The sequence below is a fragment of the Atopobiaceae bacterium genome (genome assembly GCA_022483015.1).
Classification (GTDB): domain Bacteria; phylum Actinomycetota; class Coriobacteriia; order Coriobacteriales; family Atopobiaceae; genus JALCUE01.
In genome coordinates this window covers 404780-426735 of record JAKVOB010000001.1, presented here as the reverse complement: position 1 = coordinate 426735, position 21956 = coordinate 404780, and the positions used below count along the sequence as shown (strand labels likewise).

At 64.7% G+C, this 21956-nt stretch carries 21 protein-coding genes, 1 tRNA gene and 1 pseudogene; 16 read left to right on the top strand and 7 right to left on the bottom strand.

The window, feature by feature from the left end; all coding sequences use genetic code 11:
- The first annotated feature begins 161 nt into the window (after positions 1–161).
- From LKE50_01875 to LKE50_01860, 4 genes and pseudogenes are all read left to right on the top strand, one after another.
- Positions 162–1349, top strand: a complete 1188-nt coding sequence (locus LKE50_01875; protein ID MCH3967378.1) for an FprA family A-type flavoprotein — start codon at positions 162–164, stop codon at positions 1347–1349.
- A 295-nt stretch (positions 1350–1644) separates the two neighbouring features.
- A pseudogene (locus tag LKE50_01870) lies at positions 1645–1896 on the top strand (ATP-binding protein).
- A 273-nt stretch (positions 1897–2169) separates the two neighbouring features.
- Positions 2170–3015: a winged helix-turn-helix transcriptional regulator gene (locus LKE50_01865; protein MCH3967377.1), complete on the top strand. Its 846-nt coding sequence runs from the start codon at positions 2170–2172 to the stop codon at positions 3013–3015.
- A gap of 185 nt (positions 3016–3200) precedes the next feature.
- Positions 3201–4367, top strand: coding sequence for a DUF362 domain-containing protein (locus LKE50_01860; protein MCH3967376.1), 1167 nt, complete (start codon positions 3201–3203; stop codon positions 4365–4367).
- A gap of 260 nt (positions 4368–4627) precedes the next feature.
- Here the strand turns inward: LKE50_01860 and LKE50_01855 are convergent, their stop codons facing one another.
- Positions 4628–5449 (bottom strand): MBL fold metallo-hydrolase, encoded by an 822-nt coding sequence (locus tag LKE50_01855; protein ID MCH3967375.1) that lies wholly within the window; start codon positions 5447–5449, stop codon positions 4628–4630.
- Between the two features lie 327 nt (positions 5450–5776).
- Between LKE50_01855 and tilS the strand changes: the two genes are divergently transcribed.
- From tilS to LKE50_01795, 12 genes are all read left to right on the top strand, one after another.
- Positions 5777–7357, top strand: a complete 1581-nt coding sequence (tilS, locus tag LKE50_01850; GenBank protein ID MCH3967374.1) for a tRNA lysidine(34) synthetase TilS — start codon at positions 5777–5779, stop codon at positions 7355–7357.
- An 80-nt stretch (positions 7358–7437) separates the two neighbouring features.
- Positions 7438–7986, top strand: a complete 549-nt coding sequence (gene hpt / locus LKE50_01845) for a hypoxanthine phosphoribosyltransferase (GenBank protein ID MCH3967373.1) — start codon at positions 7438–7440, stop codon at positions 7984–7986.
- A 136-nt stretch (positions 7987–8122) separates the two neighbouring features.
- Positions 8123–10150 carry an ATP-dependent zinc metalloprotease FtsH gene (gene ftsH, locus LKE50_01840; GenBank protein ID MCH3967372.1) on the top strand — a complete coding sequence of 676 codons (2028 nt, stop codon included), beginning with the start codon at positions 8123–8125 and terminating at the stop codon, positions 10148–10150.
- A 59-nt stretch (positions 10151–10209) separates the two neighbouring features.
- Positions 10210–10443 carry a hypothetical protein gene (locus LKE50_01835; protein MCH3967371.1) on the top strand — a complete coding sequence of 78 codons (234 nt, stop codon included), beginning with the start codon at positions 10210–10212 and terminating at the stop codon, positions 10441–10443.
- Between the two features lie 54 nt (positions 10444–10497).
- Positions 10498–11844 carry an adenylosuccinate lyase gene (gene purB / locus LKE50_01830; GenBank protein MCH3967370.1) on the top strand — a complete coding sequence of 449 codons (1347 nt, stop codon included), beginning with the start codon at positions 10498–10500 and terminating at the stop codon, positions 11842–11844.
- Positions 11845–11862: 18 nt separating this feature from the next.
- Positions 11863–12141, top strand: a complete 279-nt coding sequence (locus LKE50_01825) for a TIGR03905 family TSCPD domain-containing protein (GenBank protein MCH3967369.1) — start codon at positions 11863–11865, stop codon at positions 12139–12141.
- Between the two features lie 9 nt (positions 12142–12150).
- Positions 12151–13368, top strand: coding sequence for a Tat pathway signal protein (locus tag LKE50_01820; protein ID MCH3967368.1), 1218 nt, complete (start codon positions 12151–12153; stop codon positions 13366–13368).
- Positions 13369–13440: 72 nt separating this feature from the next.
- Positions 13441–14172, top strand: coding sequence for a response regulator transcription factor (locus tag LKE50_01815; protein ID MCH3967367.1), 732 nt, complete (start codon positions 13441–13443; stop codon positions 14170–14172).
- A 6-nt stretch (positions 14173–14178) separates the two neighbouring features.
- Positions 14179–15756 carry a HAMP domain-containing histidine kinase gene (locus tag LKE50_01810; protein MCH3967366.1) on the top strand — a complete coding sequence of 526 codons (1578 nt, stop codon included), beginning with the start codon at positions 14179–14181 and terminating at the stop codon, positions 15754–15756.
- Positions 15757–15834: 78 nt separating this feature from the next.
- Entirely contained in the window at positions 15835–16707 is an 873-nt protein-coding gene (locus LKE50_01805; GenBank protein ID MCH3967365.1) for a phosphoribosylaminoimidazolesuccinocarboxamide synthase, read from the top strand.
- 60 nt (positions 16708–16767) lie between these two features.
- Complete coding sequence (locus LKE50_01800) at positions 16768–17439, top strand: hypothetical protein (protein MCH3967364.1); 672 nt, start codon at positions 16768–16770, stop codon at positions 17437–17439.
- Between the two features lie 166 nt (positions 17440–17605).
- Positions 17606–17681, top strand: a tRNA-Arg gene (locus LKE50_01795).
- A 232-nt stretch (positions 17682–17913) separates the two neighbouring features.
- On the opposite strand, the gene LKE50_01790 is transcribed toward LKE50_01795, so the two are convergent.
- The 6 genes from LKE50_01790 to LKE50_01765 form a co-directional block, all read right to left on the bottom strand.
- Positions 17914–18237 (bottom strand): hypothetical protein, encoded by a 324-nt coding sequence (locus LKE50_01790; GenBank protein MCH3967363.1) that lies wholly within the window; start codon positions 18235–18237, stop codon positions 17914–17916.
- Between the two features lie 2 nt (positions 18238–18239).
- Positions 18240–18728 carry a hypothetical protein gene (locus LKE50_01785; GenBank protein ID MCH3967362.1) on the bottom strand — a complete coding sequence of 163 codons (489 nt, stop codon included), beginning with the start codon at positions 18726–18728 and terminating at the stop codon, positions 18240–18242.
- A 31-nt stretch (positions 18729–18759) separates the two neighbouring features.
- Positions 18760–19029 carry a hypothetical protein gene (locus LKE50_01780; protein MCH3967361.1) on the bottom strand — a complete coding sequence of 90 codons (270 nt, stop codon included), beginning with the start codon at positions 19027–19029 and terminating at the stop codon, positions 18760–18762.
- Positions 19030–19071: 42 nt separating this feature from the next.
- A complete protein-coding gene (locus LKE50_01775) occupies positions 19072–19977 on the bottom strand; it encodes a hypothetical protein (protein ID MCH3967360.1) in 906 nt (301 codons plus the stop codon).
- Positions 19978–20693: 716 nt separating this feature from the next.
- Positions 20694–20807, bottom strand: coding sequence for a hypothetical protein (locus tag LKE50_01770; protein MCH3967359.1), 114 nt, complete (start codon positions 20805–20807; stop codon positions 20694–20696).
- A 336-nt stretch (positions 20808–21143) separates the two neighbouring features.
- Complete coding sequence (locus LKE50_01765) at positions 21144–21875, bottom strand: hypothetical protein (GenBank protein MCH3967358.1); 732 nt, start codon at positions 21873–21875, stop codon at positions 21144–21146.
- Between the last annotated feature and the right edge of the window lie 81 nt (positions 21876–21956).

Below are 21956 nucleotides of genomic sequence, written 5' to 3'. Positions count from 1 at the left end.
GGTGGCGCCATGGGCCCGTTCGCATGTCTTCTCGCGAACGGGCCCATGAGGGAGCAACGTGCGCCCCGTAGCGGGTAAGAGGTAACCGTGGACGGCACAAAACGATATACTGCAGATAACATATAACGCCCGTCGCATGCGGGCCATACGAAGGAGAGCACATGCTCACGGCACAAGAGATCAAGCCCGACGTCTGGTGGGTCGGCGGCATCGACTGGAACGCCCGCAGCTTCCACGGCTACACCACCGAGCGCGGCATCACCTACAACGCCTACCTCATCATGGACGAGAAGGTCACGCTGGTCGACACCACCAAGGCCTGCTTCGCGGACGAGCTTGTCCAGCGCATCTCGCAGGTCGTGGACCCCTCTCGCATCGACTACGTCGTCTCGAACCACGTCGAGATGGACCACTCCGGCTCGATCCCGAAGATCATGGAGCTGGCCCCCAACGCCACCATCGTGACGAGCGACCCGGCAGGACTCGCCGGCCTCAAGGCCCACTACGGCGATGCCTACACCTACCGGGGCGTCAAGACCGGCGACACCCTCGCGATCGGCAAGCGCACGCTCACCTTCGTGCAGACCCCCATGGTCCACTGGCCCGACAACATGGTCACCTATGACGCGGCCGACAAGCTGCTCTTCTCGAACGATGCCTTCGGCCAGCACTTCGCCAGCTCGAAGCACTTCGACGTCGAGAACGACATGGCCGAGGTCATGCACCAGGCCAAGAAGTACTACGCCAACATCGTGCAGCCCTATGGCATGCAGGCAGGCAAGGCCGTCGCGGCCGTGCGTGGGCTCGACGTCGACATGATCGCGCCGTCGCACGGCATCATCTGGACCGAGCACATCGATGACATCCTCACCGCCTACGAGTCCTGGACCACGACCCAGCTGGCCGAGAAGGCCGTGGTCGTCTACGACTCCATGTGGAACTCGACGGCGACCATGGCCAAGGCCGTCTGCGAGGCCTTCGTCGAGGAGGGCGTCGAGGCGCACCTGTTCGACCTCAAGGTCAACCACCCGTCCGACGTCATGACCGAGTTCCTCGACAGCCGTTACGTCTGCGTGGGCTCGCCTACGCTCAACAGCCAGATGCTGGCGAACGTGAGTGGCTTCCTCACCTACATGCGTGGGCTCTCACCGAGGAACGCGGCCCGCGTGGGCCTGGCCTTCGGCAGCTATGGGTGGGCGCCGCTCGGTCCCAAGAACGTCGGCAAGGTCCTCGAGGAGGCCGGCTTCCAGCTTCCCGTGGAGACCCAGGCCGTCAACTGGATTCCCAGCCAGGAGGTCCTCGACGGGCTCCAGGGCACGGTGCGCAGCATGATCGAGGCCGCCAAGTAGTCGTCTGACGCCGAGAGGCCATGGCATATCCAGAGCTTCACATCGAGCTTCCCACACGTGTGCTATGTGTGGGAAGCTCGATGATATGTGTGATATGTTTCGTGACATGTGTGTGAAGTAAATGACAATAGATGATAAGCTATAGCAAGATCGGACACATCAGGGGGGGGGAACGGCTATGAACGCAGATAGAGGACAGTCATATCTCGACCGCACCATAGGGAGGCTGCGCCTCTTCGGTACAGACCTTCAAGAGATCGAGGTCAAGGAGTCGGTCAACCACCTCCCCAAGAGCATGGGGGAGACCCTTTCGGCTTTTGCGAATGGGACTGGCGGAGACGTCCTCCTCGGCGTCTCCGAGAGGGACGGTTTCTCTCCTGCCCCCCATTTTCAGGCCAACAGGATTCAGGACGCGCTGTCCAACCTCTGCGCCGAGGGGATGGAGCCCCCGCTGCGGCCCATGATCACCTTGGCTGAGCTCGGCGGTGCTCCCGTAGTCATGGCGCGTGTTGCGGAACTCCCGCCACGCGACAAACCCTGTTATGTGAAGAAGCGCGGGCTTCGACAGGGTTCCTTCATCAGGACGGGCGATGGCGATCGCCACATGACGGACTACGAGATCGACCGTCTTCTCGAAGAGCATGAGCAGCCGCAGCACGATGCCGAGCTCGTGGGGGACGCTTCTGTCGACGACCTTGACGATGCTCTCGTAGCCGGACTGATAGCAAGGGAGAGGGCCGTTCATCCTCGTGTGTCCGGCTCCCTTGCCGATGAGGTTATTCTCCAGAACCTGCGCGCACTTGCGCCTGATGAGGATGCCGTGCTGCGACCGACGATCGCTGGTCTGCTTGCGCTCGGTAGATATCCGCAGAAGTATTATCCGCGGCTTGCGGTCACATTCGCCTCGTTCCCGGGGAGGACCAAGTCCGATGGCGGAGGCGTTCCGTCACTCCTCGACTCGGAGACCCTGGTCGGACCCATTCCCGCCCTGGTGGCTGATACGTTGGGAGCAGTGCGCCGAAACATGCGGACGGGGGGACTCATCGATGGTGCCTTCAGGAAGGACCTGCCGGACTATCCTTTGGTCGCCGTGAGGGAGGCCGTGACGAACGCATTGATGCATCGTGACTACTCTGCCGTGGCCAGGGGCATGCAGGTGCAGGTCAACATGTATGAGGATAGGCTCGAGATCACAAATCCTGGTGGCCTCTATGGAACGTTGACGCTCGACATGTTGGGCGCGCCGGGCTTCTCGGCTACGAGGAACCAGCATCTTTCGCTTCTCCTCGAGGAGACTCCCTATCCTGATGGTGGATTCGTGGCAGAGAATCGCGGTACCGGTTACCAGCGCATCGTCTCGGAGTTGGCCGAGAACCTCATGCCATCGCCCGTTGCCAAATCAACGGCTTCCTACTTCTCCCTCACCTTCGAGAAACGCCGTCTAAGCAAGGAGGAGCACGGTACGCTCCCTGCAGGTGGGATGGAGAAGGCAATCCTTGCTGCCGTCGAGGAAAGTGGCTCGGTGAGCGCGCGCGAGCTCATGGAGATGTCGGGGCTCTCGCGAGGTGGTGTCATGCGCTATGTCAACCGGCTCGTGGATGGCGGCATATTGGAGCATATGTATCCGGGCAGGAGTCCCAAGCAACGTTACCGCCTCAAGCGATAGGGGCGCCGCCGGGACTTCACACGACATCTCATACGACTTCACACATGTGACATGTTGCGTGAAGTCGCGCATGGTGCCTGTCTTCGGTCGATTCGGCATCCGCTCGACTGCCACGTGCCAACCACCCTCCCCATGCGGGTATAGGCCAGATGTTCTTCTCGTCGTCCTCGAGCTAAGGGGTTCCCATGCCTACGTCCCAACCAGCCAAGGTCTACTTCTGCGACATGCGTACCCATGGGCGTACCAACCTGCCCGACAAGCTGCGGCACCTCATCCGCGCTGCCGGCTTCGACGACCTCGACCTCGCCAACCAGTATGTCGCCATCAAGATGCACCTGGGCGAGCCGGGAGGGCTCGCCTACCTGCGTCCCAACTATGCGCGCGTGATCGTGGACGAGGTCAAGGCGCGGGGCGGGCGCCCCTTCATCACCGACTGCAACACCCTCTATGTGGGCGGGCGCAGCAACGCGCTCGACCATCTCGACTCGGCCTACGCCAATGGCTTCAACCCGTTCCAGACGGGCTGCCACACCATCATCGCCGACGGCCTCAAGGGACTCGACGAGGTCGAGGTCCCCGTGGTGGGCGGCGAGTACGTGCACGAGGCCAAGATCGGGCGTGCGCTCATGGACGCCGACGTGCTCGTCTCGCTCACGCACTTCAAGGGCCACGAGCAGGCGGGGTTCGGCGGGGCGCTCAAGAACATCGGCATGGGCGGTGGCAGCCGCGCCGGCAAGATGGAGCAGCACGCGGCCGGCAAGCCCAGCGTGGAGGCTGACCGCTGCATCGGCTGCCGGCAGTGTGCCAAGATCTGTGCCCACGGCGCCATCTCGTTCGACGGTCGTGGCGGCGAGGCCGCAAGCGGGCGTGAGCGCGCCTTCATCGACCACGACCGTTGCGTGGGGTGCGGTCGGTGCATCGCCGTGTGCAACCAGCATGCCATCAGCCCCGACTACGACGCGGCGGCCGACGTGCTCAACTGCAAGATCGCCGAGTACGCCAAGGCCGTGTGCGATGGTAGGCAGTGCTTCCACGTGGCGCTCGCCATCGACGTGAGCCCCAACTGCGACTGCCATGACGAGAACGACACGCCCATCGTGCCGGACATCGGCATGTTCGCGAGCCTCGACCCGGTGGCCCTGGACCAGGCCTGCGCCGATGCCGTGAACGCCGCGCCGACGATGCCGCACACGGACCTTGCCGACGCAGAGGCCGACGAGGACCTGGCGGAAGACCCGTTGCGCTCCGATCACTTCCACATGGTGCATCCCGACACGGACTGGCGCACGTGCGTGGAGCATGCCGAGAGGATCGGGATGGGCACGCGCCGCTACGAGTTGGTGCGCGTCTAAGGGTCGGGGTCGCACGACGGAATCGACCCGCGAGGGCGTGCGGGCCGGCCCTCAGGGTTCCTTTGGCCAGGCAACGTGCGGCTTCGGCTGCGTTGCCTGGCAAGAGTGACCATAAGGCGCCCATCCTGCCGCTTCCAGGGTCACTATGGGCAGGCAACATGCATGCTCGGTTCCGTTGCCTGCCCATAGTGACCGAGAAGCACCTGCTGCCTGCTCCCCATGCTCGCCAGGCGGGGCCCTCGTCCTGAGCGAGGCACCCGCTACCAGATGCTGACGGGCTTCTCCTGGCCGGCGGCCATCACCGTGAGCAGGCCGTCCGGTGTGCGGGCCTCGGTGAAGGTGGTGTTGGCCTGCTCGGCATCGACCGCATGCGAGAGCGTCCGCACCGCCGTCGACGGGCGGTTGTTCTCCTGCGAGAGGTGCATGGCGATGACCGCCTGGGTGTCATCGCTCACGAGGTCGGCGAGGGCGAGAGCCGCCTGCGCGTTCGAGAGGTGCCCGGAGTCAGATGCGATGCGCTCCTTGAGGTACCCCGGGTAGGGCCCGATCCGGAGCATGTGCTCGTCATGGTTCGACTCGAGCGCCAGGATGCGGCATCCCGTGAGGGCACGCGTCGCGAGCGTGGTGAGGTGTCCGGTGTCGGTGCAGTAGCCCAGGGCGTCCGTGGTGCCGTCCGCCCCCTCGGCCGTGAAACGGAATCCCATGGGGTCCGCCACGTCATGCGAGGTCGGGAAGGTACGTACGACCATGCCGGCCAGTTCGACCTCGTCGTCGTGGCTCACGAGGGTGAAGGGCAGGCTCGACAGGTACGGTCTGCTCGCGGCCGTGCCGGCGGTGGTCACGAGCTCGCCCTCGAAGTGGTTGCAGAAGACCGTGAGGCCGGCGGTGTGGTCGGAGTGCTCGTGGGTGAGCAGCACCGCGCTCACCTGGTCCATGTCCACCCCGAGCGTCGCGGCGCGCTCGAGCAGGCGCTTGCGCGAGATGCCGCAGTCCACGAGCACCGATCCGTGCGGCCCCTCGACCACGGCGGCGTTGCCCTTCGAGCCGCTCGCGAGTATGTGAAGGTGGATCAGCGGGGTCATGGGTTCCTCTCGGTCGAAACGCGTCACGTGGGCTGGATGCCGTCTGTCTCATATGAGTCTAGCCGTAGCCGGGGACGCATATGACCCGTGCTGCCTGACGCCGCGTCGCCATGCCTCCTGGCATCCTCCGCCTCGAGCCGCCTTTCATTTGTCGATGCGTTTCCTAGTGGAAATCGCTCCGCTAAGTGGTCGAAAACGCTAGGGGATGCATCGACAGACGACGAGGGACGTCGGGCGGCTGAGAAGGACCTGCGGTATCCTGAGGCCACGTAAGCCGCGCCGACGCATCGTCCGCCGTCGGCCGCCCAGGACCCGAGGAGGTCGCCCATGACATCAGTCTCAAGGAGGTACGCGAAACCCTCGGGGCCGTTCGAGCGCTCGTCGGGCGCTGCCGACCCGGCCGGGCGCGCCCCCGTGGTGCTCATGGTCTCGGGAGGCGCGGACTCCACGGCGCTGCTGGTGCTTGCCGCCACGTCGCGCCTCGACATCGAGGACGGCCGCGGCCTTGGTCACATCGCTCGCGAGCGCCTGCACGTGCTGCATGTGAACCACAAGCTCCGTGGCCTCGACGCCGAGGAGGACGAGGAGTTCGTCCGCGAGCTGTCGGCCTCGTACGGCATCCCCTGCACGGTGGTCGCGGCCGACGTGGCCGGCATCGCCCGCGGACAGGCGGCCGCAGGCGGCGCCTCGGCGGGAAACGTCGAGAACGCCGGCCGCGAGCTGCGCTATGCCTCGGCTGCGCGCCTCGCCAACGAGCTCTCGGGCCAGATGGGCACCCCTCGCTCGGCCGCGCGCATCCTCACGGCCCACACGGCCGACGACCGCGCCGAGACCTTCTTCATGAACGCCATCAAGGGCACGGGGCCGGCCGGCCTCTCGTCGATCCCCCGCCGCCGGAACCGCATCGTGCGTCCCCTGCTCGACCGCACGCACGACGAGCTCTGCGAGCTGCTGCGCATGGCGGGCGTCGTCTGGCGCGAGGACGCCACCAACGCCGACACCCATTACCTGCGCTCCTTCGTGCGTCACCAGATCATGCCGCCGGCCAAGGCGAGGAACCCCCGTCTCGTCGATGCCATGGCCTCGACCTGTGACATCCTCTCGGATGAGGACGCCTATCTCACGCAGGTCGCCTCGCGTGCCCTGCGTGACCTCGAGCGCAGGCGCGAGGAGGGCCTCGAGGTGCTCGACGCCGCGCGCCTTGCGGCGACCGACGTGGCCATCGCCCGCCGCGTGGTCCGCGATGCGATCCGCCTGGCCTGCCCTGCCTGCCGCCTCGAGGCGCGCCATGTGGCCGCCGTCCTCGAGGCCGTGGCCGCGGGCGAGGGGTCCTGCACCGTGCCCATGGGGGTCGACGTGAGCGTGGAGTACGGCCTGCTCTTCGTCCGGACGCGTGCCTCGGCCGACGAGCCCGTCTCGGGATGGCTCGACGTCCCGGGCCTCGCCGGCGCCGTGTCCCTCTCGCCCTCGTCCGAGGTCACGGCCCCTGGCGCCCGAGCCGCGCTCGACCTAGGCGGTGGCCTCACCATGACGGCGCGCCTCGTCGCGGCCGAGCCGGGGGTCGACCCCACGGTGGGTGCCCGTGCCGTGGCGCGCGAGTGGGACGGCGAGGCGGTGCTGCTCGACGCCGCTGCCTGCGGCGTCGCCCCCGAAGGTGGTCGCGTGTGGGTCGACGGTCCGCAGCCGGGCGACGTCTGCTGCCCGTTGGGCATGCACGGACAGTCCAAGAAGCTCTCGGACCTCCTCATCGACGAGAAGGTCCCTGCGCCCGACCGTCCCCAGGTGCGGGTGGTGCGCACGGCCCCTACCGGGGCCGTCGTGTGGATTGCCGGCATTCGACCTGACGAGCGAGCCCGGTGTACCCCCGCCACGAAGGTACTGCTAGAATTACGTATCTGTTCTGCATGACCGTTCGTGGGGCGGGACCGCCCCACGGCGCGATGGAGCGCGAGATGCTTGTGGCCCGGAAGGCCACGGAGAGGAACGCAATGGAGACCATGCATCCGGACATCGAGAGCGTCGTCCTCTCGGAGGAGGACATCCAGAACATCGTGGTGCGGATGGGTCGTGAGATCTCCGCTGACTACAAGGATAAGAACCCCCTGCTCATCGCAGTGCTGCGTGGCGCGGTGGTCTTCATGGGCGATCTCATGCGGCACATCGACTGCCCGCTCGGCATCGACTTCATGGCCGTCTCGAGCTATGGCAACGGCGTCAAGAGCTCGGGCGTGGTCCGCATCGTGAAGGACCTCGACACCAAGATCGAGGACCGCGACGTCCTCATCGTCGAGGACATCCTCGACTCGGGCCTCACGCTCAGCTACCTCATGCGCAACCTCAACTCACGCGGCCCCCGCTCGCTGTCGGTGGCGGCGTTCCTCGTGAAGGACATCCCCGGCAAGTCTCCCGCGGTCGACCCGCGCTATGTGGGCGCCCACGTGCCTGACGCCTTCATCGTTGGGTATGGTCTGGACTATGCGGAGCGCTATCGTAACCTTCCGTACATCGGGATCCTCAAGCCCGACGTATACGACTGATCCACCGGGGCCGCACGGGCGGCCCCAGACAAGGAGTCACCCGGTGACAGACAAGAACGATTCCAACGGCGGCGGGCTCGGCCTGCCCACCCCAGACCCCTCGGGGCACAACAACCGCTTCGGCCTGCTCTATGCCCTGCTCGCGATAGCCTGCGGCGCCTACCTCGCGTGGTCGCTCGGCGGCAGCGTCAGCGGGCAGCCCCAGGTGGACACGCTCGCGACGAGCGAGTACGTGACCGCCGTCAAGGAGGAGCGCGTCGACACCGCCACGTACAAGACGAGCGACGGGAGCCTCTCGGGCACCTACTGGCGTGACAAGTCCGACAAGGGCGACGAGTCCAAGGCGGTCAAGTACACGTCGACCTACGTGGGCTCCGACTCCCTGGCCGACCTCATGGCCGACCACCCCAACGTGGTCTACAAGGTGGACATGACCTCCTCTGACATGTGGGAGACGATCCTCGTCTCAGTGGTGCCCACGGTGCTGCTCATCGCCGTCATCATCTACTTCATGCGACAGATGCAGGGCCAGAACGGCCAGGCCATGTCGTTCGGCAAGACCAAGGCAAAGACCACCGAGGAGACCCGCCCCAAGACCAAGTTCTCTGACGTCGCCGGCATCGACGAGGCCGTCGAGGAGCTCAAGGAGGTCCGTGACTTCCTGGCGGAGCCCGAACGCTTCCAGAAGATGGGCGCCAAGATCCCACGCGGCGTGCTGCTGGTGGGCCCCCCGGGCACGGGCAAGACGCTCCTCGCCAAGGCAGTGGCCGGCGAGGCGGGCGTGCCGTTCTTCTCGATCTCTGGCTCCGACTTCGTCGAGATGTTCGTGGGCGTGGGCGCGAGCCGCGTGCGTGACCTGTTCAAGCAGGCCAAGGCTGCCAGCCCCTCCATCATCTTCATCGACGAGATCGACGCCGTAGGCCGTCAGCGTGGCGCCGGCCTGGGCGGCGGCCACGACGAGCGCGAGCAGACCCTGAACCAGCTGCTGGTGGAGATGGATGGCTTCGAGCAGAACGACGCCGTCATCCTCATCGCTGCCACCAACCGTCCCGACATCCTCGACCCGGCGCTGCTGCGCCCGGGCCGCTTCGACCGCCAGGTCACGGTGGACCGTCCCGACGTCAAGGGCCGCGAGCACATCCTCAAGGTCCATGCCAAGGGCAAGCCCATCGCAGACGACGTGCCGTTCGACAAGCTCGCCAAGCTCACGCCGGGCTTCACCGGTGCCGACCTCATGAACCTCATGAACGAGTCGGCCCTGCTGGCCGCCCGCCGCAACAAGACCCAGATCGACATGCCCGAGATCGAGGAGGCCATGGAGCGCGTGATCGCCGGCCCCGAGCGCAAGGGTCGCGTCATGAGCGAGAAGGAGCGCAACGTCATCGCCTACCACGAGAGCGGCCATGCCCTCGTGGGACATATCCTCGAGAACTCCGACCCGGTCCACAAGATCTCGATCATCAGCCGTGGCCAGGCCCTGGGCTACACCATGCAGCTCCCCACCGAGGACCACTTCCTCGAGAGCCGCGACCGCATGACCGACGAGATCGCGGTCCTGCTGGCCGGGCGCACGTCCGAGGAGCTGTGCTGCGATGACATCACCACAGGTGCCAGCAACGACCTCGAGCGCGCCACCAAGATGGCCCGCGAGATGGTCACGCGCTACGGCATGAGCGAGGCGCTGGGCACCCAGGTCTTCGGCGAGGCGCAGCACCAGGTGTTCCTCGGCCGCGACTATGCCGACCACCAGGACTACTCGCCCGAGACCGCCAAGCGCATCGATGACGAGGTCGAGCGCATCATGCGCGAGGCCCACAAGCGCGCGACCGACGTGCTCTCGGCCCGACATGACCAGCTCGACCTCATGGCCAAGGTGCTTCTCGCCCGCGAGACCGTGGAGGGCAAGGCCGTCACGGCCCTGCTCGACGACAGGTGGGACGAGTACCTGGCCGAGCATCCCGAGGAGGCCGAGGCCGAGAAGGACGCCGAGGCGGGCAAGGTCGAGCCCTCTGCCGGAGCCGACGACGAGGCGGCCACCGACGATGTCACGGCCCCGGATGCGACCGATGCCACCGCTGACGATGACGATGACGCCGCGGATGCGGGCACCGCTGCTGACGATGCCGCCACCGGAGGGGACGGTACGTCCGCCGCAGGGCGCTGACGCCCACTCACGGGTGCTTCGTGGCAGAATGGGAGCAGACTCAACCAAAGGAGAACCCCATGAACACCGTATCCGTCATCGGTTCCGCCACAACGCCGGGCACGAGTGACATCCTCGCCTGGCTCTGGGGCGCCCTGCCCTTCATCATCGGGGCCGCGGCGGTGATCATCATCGTGGCCATCGTGCTGCGTCGTCGCAAGGACAAGGATGACGGTGGCACGCCCAAGGGCCCGGGGTCGGGTCCTGCCAACGGCGGCCCCTCTGACTCCGGCACGCCCAGGCACAGCGCCTAGGCGCACCGCGCCCGCCCGCATCGACCTGCATAGCATCCACCGAAAGGATCGCACATGATCGACCGCTACACCCGCCCCGAGATGGGCCACATCTTCTCGCTCCAGAACAAGTATGCCGTCTGGCAGGAGATCGAGGTCCTGGCCTGCGAGGCCGAGGCCGAGCTGGGAAGGATCGGCATCACCGCCGAGGAGGCCGCCTGGATCCGTGGGCATGCCCATGTCGAGGTCGACGAGGTCGCTGAGATCGAGGCCGTGACCAACCATGACGTCATCGCCTTCCTCACCAACATGGGCAGCTACATCGACGCGGACGTGCCCGAGGGCGAGCCCAAGCCCAGCCGCTGGGTCCACTACGGCATGACCAGCTCCGACCTCGGCGACACCGCGCTGTGCTACCAGCTCACGCAGGCCACCGACATCCTGCTCGACGATGTCAGGAAGCTCGGCCAGATCTGCTACCGCCGTGCCTTCGAGGAGAAGGACACGCTCTGCGTGGGCCGTACCCATGGCATCCATGCCGAGCCCATGACCTTCGGCATGAAGTTCGGCAGCTGGGCCTGGGAGCTCAAGCGCGACTACGACCGCCTCAAGAGCGCGCGCGACAACGTCGCCTTCGGCGAGATCTCGGGAGCCGTGGGCACCTACTCCTCCATCGACCCCTTCATCGAGGAGTACGTCTGCAAGCACCTGGGCCTCACGCACGACCCGCTCTCGACCCAGGTCATCTCACGCGACCACCATGCCTACCTGGCGGGGGTCCTCGCCACTACGGCAGCCACCTGCGAGCGCATCGCGACCGAGATCAGGAACCTCCAGAAGACCGACACCCTCGAGGCCGAGGAGCCGTTCAAGCCCGGCCAGAAGGGCTCCTCCGCCATGCCACACAAGCGCAATCCCATCACCGCCGAGAAGGTCTGTGGCCTGTCCCGCGTGGTCAAGGCCAACGCCCAGGTCGCGTTCGACGACGTGGCCCTCTGGCACGAGCGCGACATCTCGCACTCCTCGGCCGAGCGCGTCGCCCAGGCCGACAGCTTCATCGCCCTCGACCACATGCTCTCGTGCCTCATCCGCATCGTGGACGGCCTCAAGCTCTATCCGGCATCCATGATGGCCAACCTCAACCGCACCCGTGGCCTCATCTACTCGAGCAAGGTGCTCCTCGCCCTGGTCAACACGGGCATCACGCGTGAGGACGCCTATGCCATCGTGCAGCGCAACTCCATGGAGGTCTGGGCCGACGTGCAGCAGGCCCGCTCGGGCAAGTCGCTGCGTGAGCGGCTCGAGGACGACCCTGACTGCACCCTCACGGCCGAGCAGTATGACGCCATCTTCGACCCGAGGAGCTTCCTCACGCGCGTCGACGTGGTCTTCGACCGCCTCGAGGGCCTCTCGTTCGACTAGCCAGGAAGGTGATGACGCATGCGGTCCTTGGACTTCAAGCCGCGCGGGGTCTGCTCGCGCATGATCCACATCCAGCTCTCCGATGACGGCTCCACCATCGAGGGGATGTCGTTCGACGGGGGCTGCAACGGCAACCTCAAGGCTGTCTCGAAGCTCGTCTGCGGCCAGCCCGTCGACGACGTGGTCGCGCTCCTCGCCGGCAACACCTGCGGGCCTCGCCGGACGAGCTGTGCCGACCAGATGACCAAGGGCCTCCTCGAGGCCCAGCGCCTCGCCCGCGGCGAGGCCGCGGAGTAGGGGAGTCGCATGTCAGGCCTGCTCGACAGGAGCGTCACGCGCCGCACCGCCCTCAAGGGGGCGGCCGTGGGGATCGCTGCCACGGCGGTCGCCGCGGGCGCATCGGGCTGCTCCTCGCAGAGCACCTCCCAGACGACGCAGCCCACGGTCGTCGACTCCAGCTCGGCGACCTCGATCACCGACTCCTTCACCACCGATGGCGTGACCTCGCCGCTCACCGAGGGCCAGACCTTCCAGCTCGCGCTGGGGCTCGTGCCCCACGAGGCGGAGGGCACCTGGCTGCCTGTGGTCGCGACGTCCTCGTCCGCCTCGGTCATGACCACCGCGGACGCGCTTTCGATCAAGGGCGGCACGGACGTCACTGTCGTCGCGAAGCCGCACACGGATGGGGCCAACTGGGTCATCTATGACGCCCGTTGCTCGGACTCCGTCTATGCCTGGTCCGAGCTCAACCTCCTCGACCGGAGCTGGAAGCTCTACGCCTCGTCCTTCTCGGGAGGGGAGCTCTCTGGCGCCACCACAACGCTCTGGGAGTCGGACTCCGACTGGGACCCGCCGGCGCTCGCCTGCTCCGGCTCCAAGGTCCTCTGGCTTGTGATGCCCTCCTCGTCCGGCAGCAAGACCGCGCAGCACTCGGGCTGCTACCTCTGGAAGGTGGGCGACTCGTCGGCGGACGAGGTCGTCGACTCGCCGGGGCGCTTCGCGTGCGCGCCCACCATCTCCCAGGGCATCGTGACGCTGGTCCCCCGCGTCAACGCGAGCAGTGGGACCTACTACGGCATCACGGCCTATGACCTCTCGGGCGACTTCTCGAGCACGGTCGACCAGCTCGTCATGCCCCAGACCGTGAAGCCGTTCAACGCGGTACGCATGGGGGACCGCTTCGCCTTCTCGGTGGAGGCCAACTACAGCACCGGCGGCCTGCTCGCCGGGATGGGCACCTACATCGGAGAGAGCGGCGGGCCCTTCGTGACCCTCTCGCGCGAACCCTTCGCGTGCGTCGCGGGCAAGGGCGACCTCTTCATCATCAAGAGCCGTGCATCCTACTTCGTGGCCGATGTCGCCGACCAGACCTACACGGTGCTCACGGCCTACAACCGCTCGCTCGACTATGGTGAGTACCCGGCGTGCGCAGGTACCGTCGACGACTTCGTGACGTATACGACCGTCAAGGAGGCCGAGACGGGCTACCCGTCCGCGGTTGTGGTGAGGACCTTCGGGCTGTAATCAGCTATGTGGGGTAGACTAGTGGGGATGGACGTCACAATATTCGCATGAACAAAACACAAGGAGGCCCCCATGGCTTCGGATGCAAAGAAGATTCTGCTGGTAGAGGACGAGAAGGCTATTCGCGATGCGGTCGCGGCCTATCTCGAGCGTGAGGGATACTGGGTCCGCAGCGTCGGTGACGGCCAGTCCGCCGTCGAGGAGTTCGAGAAGCACACGTTCGACCTGGTGATCCTCGACCTCATGCTGCCCAAGCTCTCGGGTGAGCGCGTCTGCCGCGCCATCCGTGACACCTCCGACGTCCCCATCATCATGCTGACCGCGAAGGGGGAGGTCGAGGACCGCATCATCGGCCTCGAGCTCGGTGCGGACGACTACCTCATCAAGCCCTTCTCGCCCCGCGAGCTCGTGGCGCGCGTCCGTGCCCTGCTGCGCCGCGTGCGCACCGAGTCGGAGCCCCAGCTCGAGGTCCTCGACTTCGGCGACCTCGTCATCGACATCTCGGGCCACAAGGTCACCGTGGGCGGCGAGGAGGTCGACCTCACGGCCTCCGAGTTCAAGCTGCTCACCACCCTCGCGCGCTACCCGGGTCGTGTCTACACCCGCATGGAGCTCGTCGAGAAGGTCCTCGGCTACGACTTCGAGGGCTACGAGCGCACCATCGACTCCCACGTCAAGAACCTCCGCGCCAAGCTCGGCGACGACCCCCGCAACCCCACCTGGCTCTATACCGTCCACGGCGTGGGCTATCGCTTCGAGGCTCCCGAGAAGACCGACGCCGAGGCCGCTCCCGAGGACAAGTAACCTGCGATGGCTGGCAAGAACCGATTCGTCATAGGCAAGCGCCAGCCGCGCGATGCCACCGCCGACACGTCGGACTCGTCCAAGGCCTCCTGGAAGACCTCGCGCACGTCCCCGCGCCACGGCATGACCTACGCGAGCCGCATGTCCCTCTCGTTCGCGCTCACCTCGATCATGACGGTCGTGGTGCTGGTCCTGGTGCTCGCCGTCGTGTGGGAGGGCCAGTTCCAGAGCTATACGCGCTCCAACATGGAGCGCCTCGCCGACTCCACCGCCACGAGCCTTGCCGAGTCCTATGATGCCGAGGGCTCATGGACCGAGAAGGTCCTCGCCCGTGCCGAGGCGGCCTCCATGTCGTCGTCGGACGTGGGCATCCAGGTCCTCGACGGGAGCGGCCAGGTCATCTACGACGACACCTGGGCCACCTCCGAGGCCACGTCGGCGTCGACGTCCAGCTCCTCTGCCGCGGCCAAGCCGCGCGCCTCGCTCGCCCCCACGGTGTCGGATGCGTTCGTCTCGACGCAGGTCACCCTTCCCTCGGGCGAGGAGGTGGGCACGGTCCGCGTGTGGGCCTTCGGCTCGGACGCCCTCCTCACCAAGTCCGATGCGGCGTTCCGAACCAACTCCTATGGGGCCATCGCGGTCGCTGCCGCCATCGCGGTCATCCTTGCCTGCATCATCGGCCTCATCGTGTCGCGCTCGCTGTCCCGTCCCATCCACCGCATCACCAGCTGTGCCGGCCAGATCAGGAATGGTGACCTCACGGCGCGTACCGGCGTGACGGGCGAGGACGAGATGGGCCAGCTCGGCGAGACCTTCGACGACATGGCCACCACCATCGAGAAGGACCTCAAGCTCGAGCACCGCCTCACGAGCGACGTCGCCCACGAGCTCCGCACGCCCCTCATGGCCATGCAGGCCACCGTCGAGGCGATGCAGGACGGGGTCCTGCCCACCGACGAGGAACATCTCGAGACCGTCGCGAGCGAGGTCAGGCGCCTCTCGCGCCTGGTCGACGCCATGCTGCGCCTCTCGCGCCTCGAGAACGGCACCACGGCCTTCGAGCCCGTCAGGACCGACATGGTCGCCCTGGTGCGCGGCATCGTCTCGGCCCAGGAGCAGCTCTTCGCCGACCAGGGCCTGCGGCTGCGCTTCGCCAACGAGGCCCCCCACAAGGAGTGCTACTGCGATGTCGACCGCGACATGATCCGTCAGGCCGTGATCAACCTCATGAGCAACGCCATGCGCTACACCCCCGAGGACGGCTGGGTCGTGGTCACGGTGGGCCAGGACCGCGCCGACGTGCTCGTGACCGTGTCTGACACGGGAATCGGCATCGCAAAGGAGGACCTCTCCCGCGTGTTCAGCCGCTTCTGGAGAAGCGATGCGAGCCGGGAGCGCGTGAGCGGCGGGCTGGGCGTCGGCCTTGCCGTCACCAAGGAGATCGTCGACCGTCACCATGGCTACATCTCCGTGGAGTCCGAGCTGGGGCGTGGCACCACCTTCATGCTGCATCTCCCTCGCGAGCACCACACCAAGGCGGTGGCCTCCGCCTCGGCCGCCGGTTCCTCTACAATGGAGGACTGACGGCTGCGGCCAGCATCGCCTGGCATGCCGTCGTGCACGCATCTGGCAGCAACACACAGGGGGCATAGCGTGGAGAGCATGAACAAGAGGCCTGACTCCAAGGGCAAGGTCCGCGACATCTATGACTGCGGCGACACGCTGCTCATGGTCGCGTCGGACCGCATCAGCGCGTTCGACTTCATCCTGCCCGACGAGATCGCCCACAAGGGCGAGGTCCTCACGCGTGTCTCGGCCTTCTGGTTCGACCGCTTTGCCGACCTCGTGCCCAACCACATGGTCTCGATCGACCCTGCGGACCTCCCCGAGGACTATCAGCCCTACGCCGACTACCTGGCCGGACGTACCATGATCGTGCGCAAGGCCAAGACCATCCCCATCGAGTGCATCGTGCGCGGCTACCTCACGGGAAGCGGCAAGAAGAGCTACGACGAGAACGGCACCGTGTGCGGCATCAAGCTGCCGGCGGGTCTCGTCGAGGCTTCCAAGCTGCCTGAGCCCCTCTTCACCCCGTCCACCAAGGCGGCCCTGGGCGACCACGACGAGAACATCTCGTACGAGCGCTGCTGCCAGATCGTGGGTACCGACGTCGCCGAGAAGATCCGCGACCTGTCGCTCGGCATCTACCAGGCAGCCGCTGACTACGCCGCCACGCGTGGCATCATCGTGGCCGACACCAAGTTCGAGTTCGGCATCATCGACGGCGAGGTCACCCTCATCGACGAGTGCCTCACGCCCGACTCCAGTCGCTTCTGGCCTGCGGAGGGCTATGAGCCGGGTCGCGTGCAGCCCAGCTATGACAAGCAGTACGTCCGCAACTGGCTCAAGGCCAACTGGGACATGACCGGCGAGGCCCCGCATCTTCCTGCCGAGGTCATCAAGGGCACGTCCGACCGCTATGAGGAGGCCTACCAGATGATCTGTGGCAAGCCCTTCTCGCCCATGCGAGGCTAACGGGACCTCTCCCGCGGCTCGCAAGCGCACGACCGTATGTATCCATGTTGAAGGAGAACGATGACCCAGCGCAGCGCCACCAACTCACGTACCACCAATCCCTCAGGCACCGGCATGGCCAAGAAGAGCGCGGCCCGCGCCAAGCCCGCCCGCGACGCCGCCCAGACGGTGCGGGCGGCGCCTGCGAAGAAGCACAAGGCCTCGGGTGCCGGCGCCGGTCGCCAGGCGAACTACGCCACCATGTCGAAGGACGAGAAGAAGGAGGCGCGCCGCGTCGAGCGTGACGAGCAGGACCGCACCACGTCCGTCTCGAACATCCTGGTGACCAGGAGCGACGACTACAAGAAGAAGCGCCGCACGTGGTGGCTCCTCCTCATCCTAGGACTTGCCATGACGGCCCTGTCCTGGGTGCTCATGACGCTCATCCCCGATGCCACCACCAACAACGGCAGCATCGGCTTCTACCTGGCGATGGGCTCGCTCATTGGTGCCTACGTCTTCATCATCGGTGCGTTCATCTATGACTTCGCCGTGCTTCGCAAGTTCCGCAAGGCCGCGGACGCCAAGGCCGCGGGCATGACGGCCAAGAAGCAGCAGGAGATCATCGACGACGACTACATCGAGCGCGAGGAGCGTCGTGCGGCCAAGAAGGGCAGCAAGAAGGGGCCCTTCGGCAAGAAGGACGTCGACGTCGCTGCGGTCTCCGACGATGCCGAGAAGGACGCCAAGTAGGGTCTGGGCGAGTGGACTCCAAGGACCTTACCCTGCAAGTTGGTGAGGTTCCCGGGGCCCGGTCTCCTGAACCTGGTGTCGAGCTGTGGGGTCGTCATTCCTCGCAGGTCCCATCGTCTGCAGGTCTGAGGTATCATGACATCCGCGGTCGCAGGATGGCCGTAACGCCCTCGTAGCTCAGGGGATAGAGCACAGGTTTCCTAAACCTGGTGTCGGCGGTTCGAATCCGCCCGAGGGCACCACGTAAAATAGCAGGTCAACGGGTAAAAACCGCTGGCCTGCTAATTTCTTTCGAACCGTGAAATACGGCCTGTGCCATATCTGTGCCATACATTCACGATAATTTGGCGAATCTCGCTGATTTACGCCTTGGGAAATTGACACTACCCACTAATTACTCCTGGGCGGGGGGAAACTATGACTAGCGGCGGGAGTCATGCCACGGCCCGCAAATAAAGTACCCCCACCCGACTCTCATCTCGGGTCGTCCGCCTCGTCGATCATTCCCATGAGGGCGTCGTCGTAGTTTGACGGCCGTCCCTTCTCGCGCTCGAGCATCTTCGAGACCTTGGCAAGCTCGGAACGTGACGCCTTGGCCGAAGCGCGGCACTCCTTCTCCCTCTTCTCGTGCTCGGAGATACGTCCCTCGAGCCATTCGACAGACTCCTTCGAGCGCTCGAGCGACCTTGCCTTGGCAGCGTGTGCCCGTGCCTTCTCGTCGTATGAGTCCGCTTCGTATCGCAGGGCCTTAGCTCTCTTCTCGAGATCCCTGACCTTGTTCTCGTCGATAAGCTCCATACCTAGACCTCCTCGTCCCCGAACACCGTAGACTCGTACTTTGACCACAGCCTGTCACGCTCTGACGTGAGCCTTGCGACGCTGTCCCTCGTCGGCCCCACCTTGTTCCGCCACCTCTCGGCCTCCTCACGCTTCGACTGTGCCATCAGCTCGTCGGCCTCGGCCTCCGAGTCGCACTCGGCCGCGTACTTCTGGTACGCCTCGAGGGAGGTTTCGGCCTCCGACAGTGGCCTCGGGTCCCATGCGAGGTCCTTACCAGGCTGCGTGAGGGCGTCCGGCATGAGATCGTACTTGTGACCCATCCTCCATGAGACGTACCTCATGTAGTCCTGCTCCTCGTCGGAGCTGACAGACACGTCGGAGTTGTCCTCGTCGGAGCATACCGACGCCATCTTCCTGCCGTATGCGGCCTTGAACTCCTTCTTGCTGACCTCGTCCCACCTTCCGATTGATCCGCTGCCGTCCGGGTGAGACCTCTTCAGATACTTCATGCTCATACCTCTCGTTGATGTGGACTGCTACCTAACGGAGAACGAATACGGCGTCGTGACCTTCGTGCGTCATGGTCCCGGTATCGAACCTCTCCGTGCTCACGACGCTCTCCAGGATCGAATACACGTCACCCAGGGTCTCGTCGGCCTCGTCCGTGTCTGAGAAGTCGGTCGCTCGGAGCTCGTTGACCACGTACCTGATCGCCGCCCTGTAGGCGTCCCTCCCGTTCCTGATCTCCGTCCGCCACGTCTCATGGGTCGTTGTGCCATTCATGGTGATATCCTCTCTGTCGGTCAACATCTACCAGCTACCAGGATGCGACCTGGTAGGTCTTCCTAGGTCTCATGCCACCGCATCACCGCCCGCGCCGCACTCTATGAAGTGGGACCTGCGCTCCTCCTTCGTGCGGCCCATTCCCGCGAGGAGGTCTCGAAGCATGTCGTTAGCCTGCTTGCGCGCATCGTCACCGCTTATGGTCTGCATGAGGTGGGACGCGACGCCCGAAACCCTCGTGGTTGCCGTCACCACCGTTGGCAGCGATGCCATACGCCGATACCTGATCACCGGTGCCACAAGTGCCACGGATTGCCGGGTCCATTGAGCGCCGTCAATGGCATTCAGGACCAACACGGACGGCCCCCTCATGGCGTTCGCCCTGTTCCTCGCGCCCTCTGGCCCGAAGCGGGACATGGCCTCGAAGTCCGCCAACAGCTCGGGCACGTCAACGTAGCGGCTGCCGTGTGCCATGCCTGAGACCCATGCGGCCGCCATGGTCGCGTAGTCGCTGCCAACCAGCCATGCGCCGCGTGTCGCGTTCCCGGATAGCTCGAAGGCATAGGCCACCATGTCCTCGGTCGGTTCGTAGGAGTCCATGGCACCCATGAGGGCGTTAGGGACGCCTGCCGCCGCCCGGATCGCTTCCGGCTCCTCCTCGTCGGCCCTCACCCCGAACCTGTCGAGGTACCAACCAGAAGCCTGGTTCGGCCACGCATCATAGGCAGCGGCCATCTCCAAGGCGGCTTCGACGCTGCCTTGGAATCCGTGACTCATTATGAGTTCGACCTTCTCGCGCTCGAGCTCCGTCATGTCTGGGCCTCCTCCCTCTGTCGTGATGTACGCAAATATCCCGTCGGGATCGGTCGGGGAGTCGGTGTTGGTCCCGTACTCGATGCCGCACCTCGCCGCGAGCTCCGACCGCTGCTCGGCCTTGGCCCTCGCCTCATCACTCGTCATATTCCTCAAACTCATCAGAGCAACCCTCCCCTAATAGGCCAGTGACATCGCTACTACTTGCAGCGGGTCCATGGCTGTCTTGTTCTGTGGGTGGTGTAGGAGTTATAGGAGATATAGGGGGAACATCGGCAATGCTTCTACCAGGCATTACCTGTTTGCTCGGTTCACCTGACGTGCACGAGAGTTCACCTGAGGTACACGAGAGTTCACCTGAGGCATGGGGTGCTACAGGTGAACCGAAACCGTGAATGGCTTCATCTGGTTCTGTTCCATCAGGTGAACCTGAAACGGCGTTCGCTTCATCTGAGAAGGATGCATCGGTGAACGTGTAACAGGTGCTCCATGAGTTGTTCCCGCGTGGCGGTTTCGCTGCGACAGTGAGCGGGGCCGGCCTCTCGTTGGGGTCGTCGGTGCTCATGTCGCCTATGACGTTGACCGCGTTACGCTTCGTGCATCCGATCCACTCGGCGGCCTGCGACTGCGAGAAGGACGTGAACCTCTCGCCGCGTATAGAGTCGTGGGCCTCCGTCCTGTAGGCTGCGAACGGCAGGAGCTCGAGACGTGACCCGCACCCCCTCCTGAAGTTGCGGCGCGTCCATGACGTCCAGCACGAGAGCCACGCTGCCAAATCGTCGTCAAGCTTCGAATAGTGACCTTCGATAGTCGGCTCGATGCCGTCTCCCGGCCATCCGCTGCCGTCAGTCGGAGCCACGGCCCTAGATCCGGCCATCCTAGTCGGTGCTCGAATCGGTGATGATGCCGAACAGGCGGCCCATCTCCTGCGTGTTGAATCGCCACTTCCCCCCGACCTTGCAAGCAGTGGGGAGATCGCCGTCGTGGGCCATGCATTGAACCGTGTGGAGTGATAGCCCGCTCATCTCCGACACGTGCTTTGGGGTGCATAGTGCCGCGAGTTCATTGAACTCTTCTAATGTCATGGTTGGGTATGTCATCGTGTGCCCCTTTCCGTTGTCAGATTTATGTTCGCGTCTGCAGACAACAAGAGACTAACACGGGGTAATAAGCTGTCTACCTGGTGTTATGATGTGAAACGTGACCTTCTCCACCACATGAGGTCACATGGAATTAGCTATATCAAACGAAAGCGTGACCTTGCATCGTTAACAAGGTCACGCGAAAGTTTTTCACGAGAATCTTTGGATGCCGTTCACGGCCGGTTGCTAATCACTCGCAAGGCGCGCCCTGGCCGTGCACATGGCATCATCATTTGAGTAGGCCGACTCTACGAATAGCTTTTCTAGGTCGTCAAATACAAAAACACAGTTGCTGCCGCCGGCAGTTGATAGGAGTATTTCTAGCATTGCAAACATGACTCCAGATGGGTTTCTAAAGTCTCCATCTATTGCTACTAGAGAACGTATGGCCTCCTTGCGCAAGCTCTCGGCCTCCTCGGTACTCATCGGAACGTATTCCGTACTTCTCTCAAAGCCTATGTCGGGATTGACGCACATCGATTCACACTCTGTAGGTCCGCCCGTGAATCCATAGAGCGTTTCCCACCTTTGTGATCGCTCATCGTATTTCCCGATTGCTGGGATTGATAGGAAACCTACAGCTTCAATCATGCTTTCACGTGGTACCAATAATCCCTCATCCTCATATGGGATATAACATATCGCCGGGTCTTCCTCTTCCCTCATGTCGAGAAGGTAGAGGGGATGCACCCCGAGAAGCCATGACGCTTTCGCAACCTGTTCGTTGGTCATGCGCTTATCTCCACTAACCCACTTGCTCGGGTACTTGCTGTTAACGCCCATGGCGTCAGCGAACTCGGCAACCATGCCGCGCCGTCTGTGAAGCAGCTTCCCTAGGTTATGCTTCGGTATGGCCTTGCAGAGTCCGGCCACCTCGCGCGGGTCGCGTGACGCCTCATCATCCTGTTTGCCTGCCACGGCCACCACCCCAAACACGTCCGACCCAACGGGTACAATGATATGTGAAACGCCCACCGCCTCAGCCTGCCACGGCCCACC

Bases quoted from the DNA above. Each gene is read 5' to 3' on its own strand.
- LKE50_01875 (MCH3967378.1), top strand. From the start codon at position 162: ATGCTCACGGCACAAGAGATCAAGCCCGACGTCTGGTGGGTCGGCGGC.
- LKE50_01860 (MCH3967376.1), top strand. From the start codon at position 3,201: ATGCCTACGTCCCAACCAGCCAAGGTCTACTTCTGCGACATGCGTACC.
- LKE50_01855 (MCH3967375.1), bottom strand. From the start codon at position 5,449: ATGACCCCGCTGATCCACCTTCACATACTCGCGAGCGGCTCGAAGGGC.
- tilS (MCH3967374.1), top strand. From the start codon at position 5,777: ATGACATCAGTCTCAAGGAGGTACGCGAAACCCTCGGGGCCGTTCGAG.
- hpt (MCH3967373.1), top strand. From the start codon at position 7,438: ATGGAGACCATGCATCCGGACATCGAGAGCGTCGTCCTCTCGGAGGAG.
- LKE50_01835 (MCH3967371.1), top strand. From the start codon at position 10,210: ATGAACACCGTATCCGTCATCGGTTCCGCCACAACGCCGGGCACGAGT.
- purB (MCH3967370.1), top strand. From the start codon at position 10,498: ATGATCGACCGCTACACCCGCCCCGAGATGGGCCACATCTTCTCGCTC.
- LKE50_01825 (MCH3967369.1), top strand. From the start codon at position 11,863: ATGCGGTCCTTGGACTTCAAGCCGCGCGGGGTCTGCTCGCGCATGATC.
- LKE50_01820 (MCH3967368.1), top strand. From the start codon at position 12,151: ATGTCAGGCCTGCTCGACAGGAGCGTCACGCGCCGCACCGCCCTCAAG.
- LKE50_01815 (MCH3967367.1), top strand. From the start codon at position 13,441: ATGGCTTCGGATGCAAAGAAGATTCTGCTGGTAGAGGACGAGAAGGCT.
- LKE50_01810 (MCH3967366.1), top strand. From the start codon at position 14,179: ATGGCTGGCAAGAACCGATTCGTCATAGGCAAGCGCCAGCCGCGCGAT.
- LKE50_01805 (MCH3967365.1), top strand. From the start codon at position 15,835: ATGAACAAGAGGCCTGACTCCAAGGGCAAGGTCCGCGACATCTATGAC.
- LKE50_01800 (MCH3967364.1), top strand. From the start codon at position 16,768: ATGACCCAGCGCAGCGCCACCAACTCACGTACCACCAATCCCTCAGGC.
- LKE50_01790 (MCH3967363.1), bottom strand. From the start codon at position 18,237: ATGGAGCTTATCGACGAGAACAAGGTCAGGGATCTCGAGAAGAGAGCT.
- LKE50_01785 (MCH3967362.1), bottom strand. From the start codon at position 18,728: ATGAAGTATCTGAAGAGGTCTCACCCGGACGGCAGCGGATCAATCGGA.
- LKE50_01780 (MCH3967361.1), bottom strand. From the start codon at position 19,029: ATGTTGACCGACAGAGAGGATATCACCATGAATGGCACAACGACCCAT.
- LKE50_01775 (MCH3967360.1), bottom strand. From the start codon at position 19,977: ATGAGTTTGAGGAATATGACGAGTGATGAGGCGAGGGCCAAGGCCGAG.
- LKE50_01770 (MCH3967359.1), bottom strand. From the start codon at position 20,807: ATGGCCCACGACGGCGATCTCCCCACTGCTTGCAAGGTCGGGGGGAAG.